This is a genomic window from Streptococcus oralis, from assembly GCF_965111685.1.
Lineage (GTDB): Bacteria > Bacillota > Bacilli > Lactobacillales > Streptococcaceae > Streptococcus > Streptococcus oralis_B.
In genome coordinates, this window is the sequence record NZ_OZ217340.1 from 1,746,362 (window position 1) to 1,761,741 (window position 15,380).

The window sequence follows — 15,380 nt, forward strand, 5'->3', positions numbered from 1 at the left end:
ATACCATTTTTGGGGGAATTTGGTCTCGTTCTATTCTACACTTTTCTATTTTACCTTGCTCTAGAATTTTTAAACTGCTATACTTATAACAGAAAACCCTTCCAAAGGAGGTAACGGATGTCTCATTCCTTTAAAAAATCTCTTCAAAAAGAAATTCTCCATAGAAGCTCTATAGCAGCTTTTATATCCTCTCTTTTATTACTAATTTTTCTTTTTGGTTTTTCCTATTTTTTACAAAAACAACAACTAGCTAAAGATACTCAACAAATTGCTCAACATGTTCATGACATGAAACAAGCGAATTATGAATTGTTGGAAACCATGAATAAAAAGATGGTTCCAGAATTTATAGAAGGTAAACACACTGACAGAGAATTATTTAGTCTATTTTATGAAACAAAAGCGCAACTAAAACTCAGTTCTGATTTTGTCATTCTCGATGATACTGGCGAACTTTTATTTAGCACTAATCGCAATCATAAAGAAACTCTTTTAGCTCCCTATTATTTAAAATTATTAATTCAAAATCCTACTCAAGGATCCATTTCAGAGAAAGTTGCTCTATCTATGGATAAGCAGCATTATGCTGTCTTTATTATGCCCATAATTCAAAATCAACGAGCCATAGCTTACAGTATTTCTTTTGTTAATGAGAATGACTTCGTATCAAGTATCCCTTTAATTAATTCAAAATACGTCATCACAGATACCTTTGGTAATATATACTCTAGTAATACTAATCAATTTACACAATCAACTCTGGAAAAATTTGATGAGAAATCGCTCCGTTCAAAAACACATTGGTTCATTGAAAATCCACTATTGATCGAAAAACATAAAGTTGATTTAATTTTTTCAATTTACACTTTCCAATCATTTTTTCCTATTCCTAGTTTACTTAGCCTTGCTTCCATACTAACAATTTGTATCTTTCTATTATATTTTTGGCAGGCTAGGAGAATTGCCCATAAAATCGCAACTCATAATGCTGGCCCTATTGAAAGTTTAGTCTTTCAATTACATGCGATTCCTAAGAAAAAAGAAAAGAAACTCAGGCTCCATACGGGGGATGAATTTGAACTGATAGCTGAGAAAATTAACAACATGCTACAGGAGTTAGATGAGCTTCATCAAAAGATGTTGACCATTGAAAAGGAAAAATGGGTTTTTGAAAGAAAAATGCTAGAAGCTCAGTTTAATCCTCACTTCCTATACAATACCTTGGAAACCATTAAAATCACGAGTATGATTGATACTAGTATTACTCAAGACCTTATTCAAAATCTCACACGCATTCTGCGATATAGTGTAACTGAATTAGAGAAAGAAACGACTCTTGGGAAGGACTTAGAAATTATCGAAGCTTATCTAAAAATTCACCAAATTCGCTTTGAACAATTTTCTTACCAAATTGACTGTTCTAAAAATCTGTATTTCCAAGTCATTCCAAAACTTTTCTTATTACCTCTTGTAGAAAATGCTCTAAAATACGGAAGGCAGTATCGTATAGATCTTTCCATCTCTATCAAAATCACTCAAAATCAGGAAGAGCTAACCTTTATCATTATGGATAATGCCGGTGGTTTAACTAAACAAGAACGCCTACATATCCTAGAATCCCTGAACAGTCCACATACTCAACACGGTATTGTCAATAGTTACAAACGATTGAATAACTTCTTTGATAATGTCGAATTGGATTTAGGTGTAAACCCTAAAGGTGAAACGTTTGTTAAATTTGTCACGAAAGGAAGAACACATGTTTAAGCTAATCATTGTCGAAGACGAGCACTTAATTCGAAAATGGCTTGAGATTGCTGTAGACTACTCTACCTTAGGTATTCAAGTCGTAGGAACCGCTAGTCATGGACAAGAAGGAATGGAACTAATTCAAAAACTAAAACCACATATTGTACTGACAGATATCACCATGCCTATCATGGATGCCTTCATGATGTTTGAAGCCACACAGTCTATTTCCTATGAAAAAGTAATCCTATCTGGCTATGATGATTTCCCAAATGCAAAAAAAGCTATGCAATTTGGAGCTGTAGATTTTCTATCAAAACCCATAAATATCATAGAATTAACAGAATGTCTAGAGAAAATAATTCTTCGTCTTCAAATGGATCAACATCAAAACAAACCATTTTTACAAGATTACCAGACCTTTGTCACCTCCCTTCAAAAAATCAATCCTCAAAACCAACTGATTCAACAAATTCTCGAATTTATACACCAACACTACTCCGAACACTTTACAATTTCTTCTATTGCAGAAAATTTAGGCTATAGCGAAAGTTATCTATATAAAGTTATCAAAGAAGATTTTCCAATTACCTTGAATGAATATATCCTACAGTATAGATTAAAACAAGCGGTTGAAAAAATAATCCAACATCCTGACTGTCCACTTAGCCAAATTGCTGAACAAGTGGGGTTCTCAGACTATAAATATTTTGGGAAAGTTTTTAAGAAATACTTTCATATTTCCCCAAAAGAATTAAAAACCATTGGAAGAATAGTATAGAAACTATTCTTCTTTTTTGTAGAGAATTTTCCACTATTAGGATAGAATTTTGAGTTTTAAAAACGCTTACATTCTTTTACAATAGATATAACAAAAACTTTGGAGGTATCCATCATGAAAAAGAAATGGATGTATTTTGCTGCTTGTGGACTTGCTATTCTAGGGCTGACTGCCTGCTCTTCTGACGACACTTCAGGAGATAAGGCAACCGAAAACGGTGGAAGTGACACTCTTGTAGTCTATTCGCCAAACTCAGAAGGTTTAATTGGTGCAACAATTCCTGCTTTTGAAGAAAAATATGGTATTAAAGTTGAACTCATTCAAGCAGGAACTGGTGAGCTCTTTAAAAAGCTAGAGTCTGAAAAAGAAGCACCTGTAGCAGATGTCATCTTTGGTGGTTCCTATACTCAATATGCCACTCACGGAGAACTCTTTGAAAATTACGTTTCTCCAGAAAACGAAAATGTAATCAAAGAATATCAAAATACAACCGGTTACTCAACTCCTTACACATTAGATGGTAGTGTATTGATTGTAAATCCAGACTTGACTAAGGGTATGAATATCGAAGGATATAGCGATCTTATCAAACCAGAGCTCAAAGGAAAAATTGCAACAGCTGACCCTGCTAACTCTTCTAGTGCTTTTGCTCAACTAACAAACATGTTACAAGCTGAGGGGGGCTATACAGATGACAAGGCTTGGACTTATGTAAAAGATCTCTTCACATTAATTAATGGTAAAATCGGTTCAAGTTCATCTGGTGTTTATAAAGCAGTGGCAGATGGAGAAATGGCTGTTGGTCTTTCATATGAAGATCCTGCAGTTAAACTTCTAAACGATGGTGCCAACATTAAAGTTGTTTATCCAAAAGAAGGAACTGTCTTCTTACCAGCAAGTGCTGCCATTATTAAAAACGCGAAAAATAAAGAAAACGCTAAGAAATTTATCGATTTTATCATTTCTCAAGAAGTTCAAGATACCCTTGGTACAACAACTACTAACCGTCCAGTTCGTAAAAATGCTAAAACTAGCGAAAACATGAAACCAATTGAACAAATTAAAACACTAACTGAAGATTATGACTATGTCATCAAAAACAAATCAGAAATTGTTAAGAAATACAACGAAATCTTTACAGATATCCAATCTAAACAGTAATAGGGGTTGACTATGAGCGAGATTAAAATTATTAATGCTAAGAAAATTTACAATGATGTGCCCGTTATCGAAAATTTAAATGTTACAATTCCTAAGGGGAGCCTTTTCACTCTCCTTGGGCCTTCAGGATGTGGGAAAACAACTTTGCTTCGTATGATTGCTGGGTTCAACAGCATCGAAGGAGGAGAATTCTACTTCGATGATACCATAATTAATAACATGGAACCTAGCAAGCGTAACATCGGAATGGTATTCCAAAACTATGCGATTTTCCCACATTTGACAGTGCGTGATAACGTAGCGTTTGGACTCAAGCAGAAAAAAGTTCCAAAAGAGGAGCTCATAAAACAAACTAACAAATACCTTGAGTTAATGCAGATCTCCCAATACGCTGATCGTAGACCAGATAAACTTAGTGGTGGTCAGCAACAACGGGTTGCCTTAGCACGTGCCTTAGCTGTTAATCCTAACGTTCTCCTCATGGATGAACCCCTCAGTAACCTAGATGCCAAACTTCGCTTAGATATGCGTCAAGCTATTCGAGAAATCCAACACGAAGTTGGTATTACAACTGTCTACGTAACTCATGACCAAGAAGAAGCCATGGCTATTTCTGACCAAATTGCCGTTATGAAAGATGGTGTTATTCAACAAATTGGTCGTCCCAAAGAGCTTTACCATAAACCAGCAAATGAATTTGTTGCAACATTTATTGGTAGAACAAATATAATCCCTGCTCGTCTAGAAAAACAAGCTGACGGAGCTTACATAGTCTTTGAAGACGGCTATTCTCTTCGTATGCCAACTCTTGATCAAGTTGACGAGCAAAACATCCGTGTTAGCATTCGTCCTGAAGAATTTATCCGTGATGAAAATGGTCCAATCAATGGAACAATCACTGACAGTGTTTACCTTGGGCTTAACACTGAATACTTCATTGAAACTGGATTTGCTCCAAAACTTCAAGTAAGTGAAGAATCAACATTCGAAGAAGATTTAGAAAAAGGAGATTGTGTTCGTTTGAGAATTAATACTCAAAAACTCAATGTCTTCTCTGAAGACGGTTCGCGAAATCTCATAAAAGGAGTCAGCCATGGAGCGTAAAAAACTAAACATATGGACTGGATCTTCCTTCTTCATTTTCATTACCTACTTGGTTTTCTTGGTCTACCCAATTGTGACTGTATTAAAGCAAGCACTGGTAAATGAAGGTAGCTTCTCTTTAGAAAATTTTGTTACATTCTTTAGCAAATCTTATTATTCTGAGACACTCATTAATAGTTTTAAAGTTTCTGTAACTGCAACAATTACTTCTGTCGTTGTTGGTACCTTGCTAGCTTATCTATTTTCAATGTATGACTTCAAGGGAAAGAAATTTTTGCAAATCTTGATTATCATCGCATCCATGTCAGCTCCCTTTGTGGGTGCCTATTCTTGGATTCTACTTCTTGGTAGAAATGGAGTTATTACAAAATTTCTAACCAACACACTCCATTTGCCAGGTTTTGATATCTATGGCTTTAAAGGTATTGTACTTGTATTTACACTCCAACTTTTCCCACTCGTTTTCCTTTACGTAGCTGGAACCATGAAGAGCATTGATAACTCCCTCTTGGAAGCTGCTGAAAGCATGGGATCTTTCGGCTTTAAACGAATTCTAACAGTCGTTTTACCTCTTCTAGTCCCAACTTTACTAGCAGCAGCGCTCCTAGTGTTTATGAGAGCGTTCTCAGACTTCGGTACTCCGATGCTGATTGGTGAGGGATATCGTACTTTCCCAGTATTAATCTATACTCAGTTTATCAGTGAAGTTGGAGGCAACTCAGCTTTCGCTTCTGCCTTAGCAATCATGGCCATTACAATCGCCCTTGCTATCTTCCTCATTCAAAAGTATATTTCAAATCGTTTCAGCTTCAGTATGAACTCGCTACATCCAATCGAACCTAAGAAAACGACAAAAGGAAAGATGGCCGCTATTTATGTAACGGTTTATGGTATTATTTTATTCTCTGTATTACCTCAAGTTTACTTGATCTATACATCATTTCTTAAAACATCAGGTATGGTATTTGTTAATGGATACTCATTAAATAGCTATAAGACAGCCTTTAACCGTATGGGGTCTGCTATTTTCAATACCATTCGCATCCCTCTACTTGCCTTGATTCTCGTTGTTTTATTTGCAACCTTCATCTCATACCTTGCTGTTCGTAAACGTAACCTATTTACGAATCTAATCGATAGTCTTAGTATGGTACCTTATATCGTACCAGGAACTGTTCTCGGTATTGCATTTATCTCTTCTTTCAATACAGGAATCTTCGGAAGTGGCTTCCTTATGATTACAGGAACAGCCTTTATCCTAATCATGTCCTTATCTGTTAGAAGACTCCCATATACTATTCGATCTTCAGTAGCTAGCTTGCAACAGATTTCTCCGAGCATTGAAGAAGCTGCAGAAAGTTTAGGAAGTAGTCGTCTTAATACCTTTACTAAAATAACCACCCCAATGATGCTTTCAGGTATCATCTCAGGGGCAATCCTATCATGGGTAACAATGATTTCAGAACTTTCTACTTCAATTCTCTTATACAATGTTAAGACTAGAACAATGACTGTAGCTATCTACACTGAAGTACTTCGTGGAAATTATGGTGTGGCAGCTGCTTTGTCAACTATCCTCACTGTCTTGACAGTTACTTCATTATTACTATTTATGAAAATTTCTAAAAACAATAGCATTACCCTCTAGTTTTCCCCTATCAAAAACAGCCGAAAGGATATCCCTTGGCTGTTTTTTCTTATTTTGATATGGTTATCAAATCTCTAGTTTATAGCAAGCCGTTCTATTTTGACTGAATAGAGATTTCTCCCATCTTCTCACGTCCGAGCTCTCGATAACTACGGTCACCGACAACTTCTACACTAAACTGGCCATCCTCATATTCAAGAATCGTCACGCTACCATTATCGAGACCATGCGGATGCATGCCATTGATTAGATAAACAATGGTACCAATGGTCATTCCATGGCTGACAACGAGGGCATTCTCCCCACCTTGTTCTTCCATTTCTTTGGCAATCGCTTCAAAACCTTCCTTGATTCGACTACTGAGTTTTTCCCAACCTTCAGCCCAGCCTGCAGTATCAACCTCTACCAAACCCTCAGCCAGTTCAGCATAAGACAATTGGTGAACATGGTCTACATTGAAAATTCTCGGAATCAATCCCATAAAGAGGTCCCCATCATAGGCTCCATCAAAACTACCAAAGCACCACTCTCTGATGCGCTTGTCCATGCGGTAAGGGATTTTTCCCTGCAGGCCAAGTTCTTCTAGGATAATTCCCATGGTTTGAATAGTTCGACCTGAATCACTGGAATAAGCTCGGTCAAATTGCAAACCAGACTCTCTCAAACCAATTCCCAGTTCATGGATTCCCAACTCACCTTCTGCGGTTAGAGGCGTATCACTCCATCCTTGAGCACGTCCAATGGTGTTAAACATCGTTTTCCCATGACGAACCAAGTATAATCTTACTTTAGACATTTTCTATCCTCCATTTTCTTCTATTATATCATGGATCAAAGAAATATTTGGCTTTCAAAAGCAAAGCTCCTTCTCCTAATTTTACCACAAGAAAAGCTACCCTCACGGTAGCTTCCCTAGGAGATTATTATGAAAAAGTTTAGGATTTCTATTAAATAAAGTTAAGAGGTCTTTATTTAATGATTAAAGTATACACAGTCATCCTTAAACTCAACTTAAATCCTCTCTCTTTTTTATTAATTTTTAAAACTATGGATTGGAGCTGGGATTTGCCCACCGCGAGAGATGAAATCAACAGACGAAGCCCCGTTGACCTTCATAACTGGAGCAGTTCCTAGCAAACCACCAAACTCAATCATATCGCCTTCCTTGCCCTTTGGAATAATACGGACGGCCGTTGTTTTCATGTTAATGACACCGATTGCCGCCTCGTCCGCAATCATAGCCGCAATGGTTTCAGCAGGCGTATCTTCCGGAATGGCAATCATATCCAGTCCGACAGAACAGATAGCTGTCATAGCTTCTAGTTTCTCTAAATTCAGAGAGCCATTTTGCACTGCAGCAATCATCCCCTCATCTTCAGAAACGGGGATAAAAGCACCTGACAAGCCACCGACTTGGTTACAAGCCATTACTCCGCCCTTCTTAACTTGGTCATTTAAAAGAGCGAGGGCAGCCGTCGTCCCATGCGTACCAACTGTTTCTAGACCCATTTCCTCAAGGACACGAGCCACAGAATCACCAACCGCAGGAGTAGGCGCCAGACTTAGGTCGACAATTCCAAAGTCAACACCAAGGCGTTCACTTGCCATTTGCCCAACCAGCTGACCGATACGAGTAATCTTAAAGGCTGTTTTCTTGACTGTTTCCGCTACTACATCAAAGCTCTGACCACGAACCTTTTCCAAGGCACGCTTGACCACACCAGGACCCGAAACCCCGACATTGATGATAACATCTGCTTCGCCAACACCGTGGAAAGCCCCTGCCATAAAAGGATTGTCCTCAACAGCATTAGCAAATACGACCAACTTGGCCGCACCCATATCTGATAGCGCAGCTGTTTCCTTGATGATACGTCCCATATCAGCGACCGCAGTCATGTTGATACCTGACTTAGTTGAGCCAATGTTAACAGACGAACAAACCTTGTCTGTCTCAGCTAGAGCGCGTGGAATAGAATTGATGAGAATCTCATCTCCTTTTTGGTAGCCTTTTTGTACCAAGGCAGAGAATCCACCGATAAAGTCAACACCAATCTCCTTGGCAGCCTTGTCAAGTGCCTTTGCCAAAACAACATAGTCTGTCGCATCAGTCGCAGCACCAATTAAAGAAATCGGAGTCACCGATACCCGTTTATTAACAATAGGAATCCCAAGTTCTGCAGCAATTTCATCTCCTACAGCCACTAGATTTGCAGCTTTAGTGGTAATTTTTTGGTAAATCTTTTCAGCAGCACGATTGATATCTGGATCAATACAGTCCAAAAGAGAAATCCCCATGGTGATGGTTCTGATATCGAAGTTCTGCTCCTCGATCATGGCAATGGTTTCTGTAACTTGTCTAATATCCATAGCCACCTCCTAGATATTATACATAGCGTCAAAAATCGCTGCACTCTGGATATTGATTTTCACATTCAAGGTCTGACCAAAGCTTTCAAACTCATTTCGCAAAGTTGTAAAATCTTGCTTTTCATCACTAGATACGACTGCCATCATGGTAAAATACTCATCCAGTACTGTTTGAGAAATATCATCAATATTCAAACCCAATTCTGAAATCTTAGTAGACACGCCTGCAACAATACCAGTCTTGTCCTTGCCAACCACTGTAATAATAGCCTTCATCTTTAGACTCCCATTCTACGATTATTAGAAAACCTGAACGTTTTTGATTTTCTTTTTCCTTAGTATAGCATATTTCCGAAAAAAATACTAAAAAACGCCTGCTTACGAAGTTGTTCTTAAGAAAAAAACAATTTCGTAAACAAGCGTCTACCCTATCAAATGATGATGAGTGTTCCCGCTAGGACCGAAGTCCCAGCGGTAGACCAGAGCTAGACTAAGAGCACAAGACTCCATCATCATAACACTCAACAAAATTGATGATTTTATACTAATTCGATGATCGCCATTGGCGCAGCATCACCACGACGTGGTTCAGTTTTAAGGATACGAGTGTATCCACCGTTACGTTCAGCATAACGAGGTGCGATTTCTGAGAACAATTTTTGAAGTGCTGTAGTAGAAGTGTACTTATCAGTTGCTTCATCATAGTTTTCAGATGCGATTTCATTACGTACGAAAGCAGCTGCTTGACGACGTGCATGCAAATCACCACGTTTACCTAGAGTAATCATTTTTTCAACAGTTTTACGGATTTCTTTAGCACGAGCTTCAGTTGTCACGATTGATTCGTTGATCAAAAGGTCAGTTGTCAAATCGCGAAGCATTGCTTTACGTTGCGAGCTAGTACGTCCTAGTTTACGGTAAGCCATGTATTCCTCCTTTATTTATCTTTTAATCCAAGACCCAAGTCAATGAGTTTGAGTTTCACTTCTTCTAAACTCTTGCGTCCAAGATTTCGTACTTTCATCATCTCTGCTTCAGATTTTTCTGTCAAATCATGCACAGTATTGATACCGGCACGTTTCAAACAGTTGTATGAACGCACAGACAAGTCCAGTTCCTCAATCGTACGATCCAAAATACGGTCGTCAGATTCAGTATCAGCTTCTTTCATCACTTCAGTTGACTTAGCAATCTCAGTAAGATTTGTAAACAAATCAAGATGTTCTGTCAAGATACGTGCTGAAAGCCCTAAAGCATCTTCCGGAATAATTGTTCCATTAGTTAAGATTTCAAGGGTTAATTTGTCAAAACCATCATTGCTACCTACACGAGCAGGCTCTACTTGATAGTTGACTTTTGTAACTGGTGTATAAATAGAATCTACAGCAAGTGTTCCAACTGGTGCATTATCTTTTTTGTTTTCATCAGCAGGTACATATCCACGACCACTGTTAACAGTCATTGTCGCTTTTAGGGAAGAACCTTCACCGATTGTAAAGAGATAATGATCTGGATTCACAATCTCAATATCACTGTCAGTCAAAATGTCTCCAGCTGTAATATCAGCAGGACCTTCAACGTCAAGTTCAATGATTTTTTCGTCTTCAACGTATGATTTCACTGCAATCCCTTTAATGTTCAGAATGATTTGCATCACGTCTTCACGAACACCTGGAACTGTGTCGAACTCATGCAAGACACCTTCAATGTTGATAGATGTCACTGCTGCTCCTGGTAGAGAAGCTAGTAGTACACGACGAAGAGAGTTACCAAGAGTTGTACCGTAGCCACGTTCAAGTGGTTCGATTACAAACTTGCCATAATCTTTATTTTCATCAATTTTTGTTATATTTGGTTTTTCAAACTCAATCATTTAGTTACTCCCTCTTAAACGAAAAGCAGTGTAATGCGATGATTATACACGGCGACGTTTTGGAGGACGAGCACCATTGTGTGGCACTGGAGTCACATCACGAATTGCTGTTACTTCAAGACCAGCGGCAGCAAGCGCACGAATAGCTGACTCACGACCAGAACCTGGACCTTTTACAGTAACTTCAACTGATTTAAGACCGTGTTCTTGTGCAGATTTAGCAGCAGCTTCTGAAGCCATTTGAGCAGCGAATGGTGTAGATTTACGAGAACCTTTGAAACCAAGAGCACCAGCTGATGACCAAGCAATTGCATTACCATGCACATCAGTAATCATAACAATAGTGTTATTAAATGTAGCGTGAATATGAGCAATACCAGATTCGATATTCTTTTTCACACGACGTTTACGTGTTGGTTTAGCCAAGACTTTTACCTCCTATATTATTTTTTCTTACCAGCAATCGCAACAGCTTTACCTTTACGAGTGCGAGCGTTGTTTTTAGTGTTTTGTCCACGGACAGGAAGTCCACGACGGTGACGAATACCACGGTAAGAACCGATTTCCATCAAACGTTTGATGTTCAAGTTTACTTCACGACGAAGGTCACCTTCAACTTTGATTGCATCCACTTCACGACGGATAGCATCTTCTTGATCTGATGTAAGGTCACGTACACGAACATCTTCTGAGATTCCAGCAGCAGCCAAAATTTTCTTAGATGTTGCAAGTCCGATACCATAAACGTAAGTCAATGAGATTACTACGCGTTTGTCATTTGGAATGTCAACTCCAGCAATACGAGCCATGTTTTCTCCTTTCTATCTTATCCTTGACGTTGTTTGTGTTTTGGATTTGCTGGGCAAATTACCATAACACGACCATTACGACGAATTACTTTACAGTATTCGCAAATTGGTTTGACCGATGGTCTTACTTTCATTTCTTATCCCTCCAAGTTTTTCGATTATTTAAAGCGGTAAGTGATACGTCCACGTGTCAAGTCATATGGACTCATCTCGACAGTAACACGATCTCCCGCTAAAATACGAATATAGTTTTTACGAATTTTACCAGAAACTGTTGCTAAAATCTGATGTCCATTTTCAAGTTCAACCGTAAACATTGCGTTAGGCATTGTATCGACTACTTTGCCTTCAACTTCAATCACATCGTCTTTTGCCACGCAAAAGCACCTCCATAAATTTCGATTCGATGCCTCTGAAAACAGAGACAACAATTATAAGTCAGACTATCTCAGTATAACATTTGTAGCGATTTTTTGCAAGTGTGAAAAACGCTTTATTTCAAATTTGTCAATACTTTTTCGATGTCTTTGAACACATCATTGATATCTTGATTTCCTTCGATATCGTGGACTAATCCTTTGGCACGGTAGTGAGCAATGATTGGTTCACCTTGTGCGATATTGACATCCAAACGACGCTTAACTGTCTCAGGTTTGTCATCCTCACGTTGATAATAATCTTCCTCTTTATAGTCAACTGGTGGGTTGAAAACTTTGTGGAAGGTTTCACCTGTTTCGCGGTGGATGATACGGCCACTCAAACGCTCCAAGAGAGAGTCTGGGTTCACTTCGATGTTAATCACACCTTCCAGTTCGATACCAAGTTCCGCCAATGTTTTGTCCAAGGCATGCGCTTGTTCAATCGTACGTGGATAACCATCCAACAAGAAACCTGTTTCTTTGATGTCGTCCTGTGAAAGGCGTTCTTTAACAATTCCATTTGTAACTTCATCTGGAACCAACTCACCTTTGTCGATGTATGACTTGGCAAGTACACCCATTTCAGTTTGATTAGCCATAGCAGCACGGAACATATCTCCAGTTGAAATGTGTGCCACGTGGAATTGCTCCACAATTTTAGCTGCTTGTGTTCCCTTACCTGCTCCAGGTAAGCCCATAATCAAAAGATTCATGATAGGATCTCCTTATTTTGTATTTAAATAGAAGCAGAAATTCGTTTCAACCCCTATTTAAAAACAAAATAGAAGAGGGGAGACGAAAATCTCTCTGATAGATAGATCCTCATACTCCACTCTCTAAGCAAAAGTAATCTTGCTTTTATTCTGTTTTGTCCATGAAACCAACATACTTACGTTTCAATAGGTAACCTTCAAGTTGTTTGATTCCTTCGATACCGGTTGAGATAATGATCAAAAGACTAGTTCCCCCAAAAGCAACAGCTTCTGAAAGACCAAAAACATCTTTTGCCACAATCGGCAAGATTGAAATCACACCAAGGAAGATTGATCCGACAGTCGCAAGGCGACGAAGAAGTTTCGACATGAATTCTTCAGTTCCCTTACCAGGACGGACACCATGAATGTAGGCTCCACTCTTTTGCAAGTTTTCTGCTGCTTTCTCTGGATTGATCTGTACAAATGTATAGAAGAATGTAAAGAGAATGATTAACAAGGCATACATAGCAACACCTGTCGGAGATGTTGTAGATAGCATTTCCTGTGCTGTACGTACCCAAGCCCAATCATGACCTGTAGCACTCAAAAACTGAAGAATGGCTGCAGGTGCTGCTGTAATGGAGCTTGCAAAGATAACTGGAATAACCCCCGCTGGGTTTACCTTCAATGGAAGGTATGAACTAGATGGGGCACCTTGAGCAACCTTTGTATATTGGATTGGAATTTTATATTCTGCTTGTTGAACATAGGTTGTAAAGTAAACAATCAACAAGACAGCGATAATCAAAATAACGACAAAGATAATAGATGAAGTCAAACGGCCACTTGGAATATTGACGAAGTAGTCAACATAAATTCCTTTAATCATTTCAGGAATTGATGCAACAATACCTGCAAAGATGATCATAGAAACACCGTTTCCGTATCCCTTATCTGTAATTTGTTCCCCGAGCCAAGTTACAATCATACTACCTGCTGTGAGGATAATACCAATAGTAACAAAGACTTGTGGAGTTAAAGCTGTCGTTAATAGTTTCGCTCCAGATAGAGTATTAAATCCTGCTGTAATCCCGATAGATTGAACAAATGCAAGTACAAGTGCAATATAACGAGTAGCCTGGTTTAGTTTTCTCCTTCCTACTTCCCCTTGTTTGCCCCATTCTACAAACTTCGGTAAAAGATCCATTTGTAGCAATTGAACAACGATGGAAGCAGTGATATACGGACTTACTCCGAGTGCGAAAACGGAGAAGTTCTTCATGGCATTCCCTGAAACAAGACTAAGCATGTTCAAGAAAGATAAACCACTGAGAGCTTCTAAACTTTTTGCATTCACACCTGGAACAGTGATACTTGTCCCAATACGGAAAACAAGAATGATAAAAATCGTAAAGAGAATTTTTGATCGAACTTGTTTAACCTTGAGCGCTTCTTTTAGTAATTTAAAAAACATGGGTCACCTCTCTTAGATGACTTCTACAGAACCACCTTTAGCAGTGATAGCTTCCTCAGCTGATTTAGAGAATTTAGCTGCTTTCACAGTCAATTTCTTAGTCAACTCACCGTTACCAAGAATTTTAACGCCTGATTTTTCAGCTTTCACAATTCCTGCTTCGATAAGTACAACTGGAGTTACCTCTGCACCGTCTTCAAAGACGTTCAATTGGTCAAGGTTTACAATTGCGTATTCTTTAGCATTGATGTTAGTGAATCCGCGTTTTGGAAGACGACGGAACAATGGAGTTTGTCCACCTTCAAAACCGAGGCGAACTCCGCCACCGCTACGAGCTTTTTGACCTTTTTGACCACGACCAGATGTTTTACCGTTACCTGATGAAGTACCACGACCAACACGGTTACGTACTTTACGAGAACCTTCTGCAGGTTTCAATTCATGAAGTTTCATTATTATTTTCTCCTCTTTTGTAAAATGCTAGCGCCGATAAGAGAGAAAAGGTTGTCTCCCTTATCAACTCGCCTATACATCGTCATCTTAGATGACTATACCTAGTTTTAGGGGATGAGTATTGCCACATCCCCTAAAAATTCATTAGTTTACTTCTTCAACTGTTACCAAGTGAGATACTGCAGTGATCATACCACGGATAGCAGCGTTGTCTTCTTTGATAACAGAGCTGTTCAATTTGCCAAGTCCAAGTGCTACAACAGTTTTACGTTGTGATGGAATGCGTCCGATTGGAGACTTAGTCAAAGTAATTTTAATTTGAGCCATTTTATCCCCTTTCTTATGCCAAATCAGAAACTGAGATACCACGAAGGGCAGCAACTTCTTCAGCGCGTTTCAATTGTTTCAAACCTTCAACAGTTGCGCGAACAATGTTGATTGGAGTGTTAGAACCAAGTGATTTAGATGTAATATCTGCCACACCTGCCAATTCCACAACGGCACGAACTGCACCACCAGCGGCAACTCCAGAACCTTCTACAGCAGGTTTCAACAATACTTTAGCTCCACCGAATTCTGAAAGAACTTCGTGTGGGATTGTTGTTCCAACCATAGGAACTTCAATCAAGTTTTTCTTAGCATCTTCTACTGCTTTGCGGATTGCTTCTGGAACTTCTTGAGCTTTACCAGTACCAAATCCTACGCGACCGTTGTGGTCACCAACAACAACAAGAGCTGCGAAACGAAGACGACGTCCACCTTTAACAACTTTTGTAACACGGTTGACAGCAACTACGCGTTCTTCTAATTCAACTGCATTGTCTTTAAATGCCATTTTCTAGTG

General features: G+C 38.8%; 19 protein-coding genes. 5 read left to right on the forward strand and 14 right to left on the reverse strand.

All coding sequences use genetic code 11. The annotated features are described in order from the left end of the window. Positions 1-117: 117 nt before the first annotated feature. From ACLV7H_RS08870 to ACLV7H_RS08890, 5 genes are all read left to right on the forward strand, one after another. Complete coding sequence (locus ACLV7H_RS08870) at positions 118-1,767, forward strand: sensor histidine kinase (RefSeq protein ID WP_045592953.1); 1,650 nt, start codon at positions 118-120, stop codon at positions 1,765-1,767. Beyond that, a complete protein-coding gene (locus tag ACLV7H_RS08875; RefSeq protein ID WP_411866967.1) occupies positions 1,760-2,530 on the forward strand; it encodes a response regulator in 771 nt (256 codons plus the stop codon). Before ACLV7H_RS08870 ends, ACLV7H_RS08875 begins: the two co-directional genes overlap by 8 nt. A 114-nt stretch (positions 2,531-2,644) precedes the next feature. Further along, entirely contained in the window at positions 2,645-3,691 is a 1,047-nt protein-coding gene (locus tag ACLV7H_RS08880) for an ABC transporter substrate-binding protein (RefSeq protein ID WP_045592949.1), read from the forward strand. Positions 3,692-3,703: 12 nt separating this feature from the next. Then, positions 3,704-4,795: an ABC transporter ATP-binding protein gene (locus ACLV7H_RS08885; protein ID WP_411866968.1), complete on the forward strand. Its 1,092-nt coding sequence runs from the start codon at positions 3,704-3,706 to the stop codon at positions 4,793-4,795. Beyond that, entirely contained in the window at positions 4,785-6,443 is a 1,659-nt protein-coding gene (locus ACLV7H_RS08890) for an ABC transporter permease (protein ID WP_411866969.1), read from the forward strand. The genes ACLV7H_RS08885 and ACLV7H_RS08890 overlap by 11 nt, the downstream gene beginning before the upstream one ends. Positions 6,444-6,537: 94 nt before the next feature. On the opposite strand, the gene ACLV7H_RS08895 is transcribed toward ACLV7H_RS08890, so the two are convergent. The 14 genes from ACLV7H_RS08895 to rpsE form a co-directional block, all read right to left on the reverse strand. Further along, positions 6,538-7,239 carry a histidine phosphatase family protein gene (locus tag ACLV7H_RS08895; protein WP_045592944.1) on the reverse strand — a complete coding sequence of 234 codons (702 nt, stop codon included), beginning with the start codon at positions 7,237-7,239 and terminating at the stop codon, positions 6,538-6,540. Positions 7,240-7,475: 236 nt separating this feature from the next. Next, on the reverse strand, positions 7,476-8,813 hold the full coding sequence (locus tag ACLV7H_RS08900) for a PFL family protein (protein WP_061418356.1): 1,338 nt from the start codon (positions 8,811-8,813) through the stop codon (positions 7,476-7,478). A 9-nt stretch (positions 8,814-8,822) separates the two neighbouring features. Next, on the reverse strand, positions 8,823-9,089 hold the full coding sequence (locus ACLV7H_RS08905; protein WP_045592939.1) for an ACT domain-containing protein: 267 nt from the start codon (positions 9,087-9,089) through the stop codon (positions 8,823-8,825). Between the two features lie 263 nt (positions 9,090-9,352). Next, positions 9,353-9,739: a 50S ribosomal protein L17 gene (rplQ, locus tag ACLV7H_RS08910; RefSeq protein WP_000331493.1), complete on the reverse strand. Its 387-nt coding sequence runs from the start codon at positions 9,737-9,739 to the stop codon at positions 9,353-9,355. Positions 9,740-9,750: 11 nt separating this feature from the next. After that, positions 9,751-10,686: a DNA-directed RNA polymerase subunit alpha gene (locus ACLV7H_RS08915; protein WP_411866970.1), complete on the reverse strand. Its 936-nt coding sequence runs from the start codon at positions 10,684-10,686 to the stop codon at positions 9,751-9,753. Between the two features lie 42 nt (positions 10,687-10,728). Next, positions 10,729-11,112, reverse strand: coding sequence for a 30S ribosomal protein S11 (rpsK, locus tag ACLV7H_RS08920; protein WP_001118385.1), 384 nt, complete (start codon positions 11,110-11,112; stop codon positions 10,729-10,731). 17 nt (positions 11,113-11,129) lie between these two features. After that, positions 11,130-11,495, reverse strand: a complete 366-nt coding sequence (gene rpsM / locus ACLV7H_RS08925; protein ID WP_000090781.1) for a 30S ribosomal protein S13 — start codon at positions 11,493-11,495, stop codon at positions 11,130-11,132. Between the two features lie 17 nt (positions 11,496-11,512). Then, entirely contained in the window at positions 11,513-11,629 is a 117-nt protein-coding gene (gene rpmJ, locus ACLV7H_RS08930; protein WP_001808836.1) for a 50S ribosomal protein L36, read from the reverse strand. A gap of 24 nt (positions 11,630-11,653) precedes the next feature. Then, positions 11,654-11,872 carry a translation initiation factor IF-1 gene (gene infA / locus ACLV7H_RS08935; protein WP_001029883.1) on the reverse strand — a complete coding sequence of 73 codons (219 nt, stop codon included), beginning with the start codon at positions 11,870-11,872 and terminating at the stop codon, positions 11,654-11,656. Positions 11,873-11,988: 116 nt separating this feature from the next. Further along, positions 11,989-12,627 carry an adenylate kinase gene (locus ACLV7H_RS08940; protein WP_049519216.1) on the reverse strand — a complete coding sequence of 213 codons (639 nt, stop codon included), beginning with the start codon at positions 12,625-12,627 and terminating at the stop codon, positions 11,989-11,991. A gap of 145 nt (positions 12,628-12,772) precedes the next feature. After that, positions 12,773-14,083, reverse strand: coding sequence for a preprotein translocase subunit SecY (gene secY, locus ACLV7H_RS08945; protein ID WP_411866971.1), 1,311 nt, complete (start codon positions 14,081-14,083; stop codon positions 12,773-12,775). 12 nt (positions 14,084-14,095) lie between these two features. Then, positions 14,096-14,536: a 50S ribosomal protein L15 gene (rplO, locus tag ACLV7H_RS08950; RefSeq protein WP_000766089.1), complete on the reverse strand. Its 441-nt coding sequence runs from the start codon at positions 14,534-14,536 to the stop codon at positions 14,096-14,098. A gap of 144 nt (positions 14,537-14,680) precedes the next feature. Further along, the gene (gene rpmD, locus ACLV7H_RS08955; RefSeq protein ID WP_000057241.1) at positions 14,681-14,863 is read right to left on the reverse strand and encodes a 50S ribosomal protein L30; all 183 of its coding nucleotides are present in this window, start codon (positions 14,861-14,863) and stop codon (positions 14,681-14,683) included. A gap of 13 nt (positions 14,864-14,876) precedes the next feature. After that, entirely contained in the window at positions 14,877-15,371 is a 495-nt protein-coding gene (gene rpsE / locus ACLV7H_RS08960) for a 30S ribosomal protein S5 (RefSeq protein WP_000874204.1), read from the reverse strand. Positions 15,372-15,380: the final 9 nt, after the last annotated feature.

Coding starts and splice junctions, on each gene's coding strand:
- ACLV7H_RS08870 (WP_045592953.1), top strand. CDS start 118: ATGTCTCATTCCTTTAAAAAATCTCTTCAAAAAGAAATTCTCCATAGA.
- ACLV7H_RS08875 (WP_411866967.1), top strand. CDS start 1,760: ATGTTTAAGCTAATCATTGTCGAAGACGAGCACTTAATTCGAAAATGG.
- ACLV7H_RS08880 (WP_045592949.1), top strand. CDS start 2,645: ATGAAAAAGAAATGGATGTATTTTGCTGCTTGTGGACTTGCTATTCTA.
- ACLV7H_RS08885 (WP_411866968.1), top strand. CDS start 3,704: ATGAGCGAGATTAAAATTATTAATGCTAAGAAAATTTACAATGATGTG.
- ACLV7H_RS08890 (WP_411866969.1), top strand. CDS start 4,785: ATGGAGCGTAAAAAACTAAACATATGGACTGGATCTTCCTTCTTCATT.
- ACLV7H_RS08895 (WP_045592944.1), bottom strand. CDS start 7,239: ATGTCTAAAGTAAGATTATACTTGGTTCGTCATGGGAAAACGATGTTT.
- ACLV7H_RS08900 (WP_061418356.1), bottom strand. CDS start 8,813: ATGGATATTAGACAAGTTACAGAAACCATTGCCATGATCGAGGAGCAG.
- ACLV7H_RS08905 (WP_045592939.1), bottom strand. CDS start 9,089: ATGAAGGCTATTATTACAGTGGTTGGCAAGGACAAGACTGGTATTGTT.
- rplQ (WP_000331493.1), bottom strand. CDS start 9,739: ATGGCTTACCGTAAACTAGGACGTACTAGCTCGCAACGTAAAGCAATG.
- ACLV7H_RS08915 (WP_411866970.1), bottom strand. CDS start 10,686: ATGATTGAGTTTGAAAAACCAAATATAACAAAAATTGATGAAAATAAA.
- rpsM (WP_000090781.1), bottom strand. CDS start 11,495: ATGGCTCGTATTGCTGGAGTTGACATTCCAAATGACAAACGCGTAGTA.
- rpmJ (WP_001808836.1), bottom strand. CDS start 11,629: ATGAAAGTAAGACCATCGGTCAAACCAATTTGCGAATACTGTAAAGTA.
- ACLV7H_RS08940 (WP_049519216.1), bottom strand. CDS start 12,627: ATGAATCTTTTGATTATGGGCTTACCTGGAGCAGGTAAGGGAACACAA.
- secY (WP_411866971.1), bottom strand. CDS start 14,083: ATGTTTTTTAAATTACTAAAAGAAGCGCTCAAGGTTAAACAAGTTCGA.
- rplO (WP_000766089.1), bottom strand. CDS start 14,536: ATGAAACTTCATGAATTGAAACCTGCAGAAGGTTCTCGTAAAGTACGT.
- rpmD (WP_000057241.1), bottom strand. CDS start 14,863: ATGGCTCAAATTAAAATTACTTTGACTAAGTCTCCAATCGGACGCATT.
- rpsE (WP_000874204.1), bottom strand. CDS start 15,371: ATGGCATTTAAAGACAATGCAGTTGAATTAGAAGAACGCGTAGTTGCT.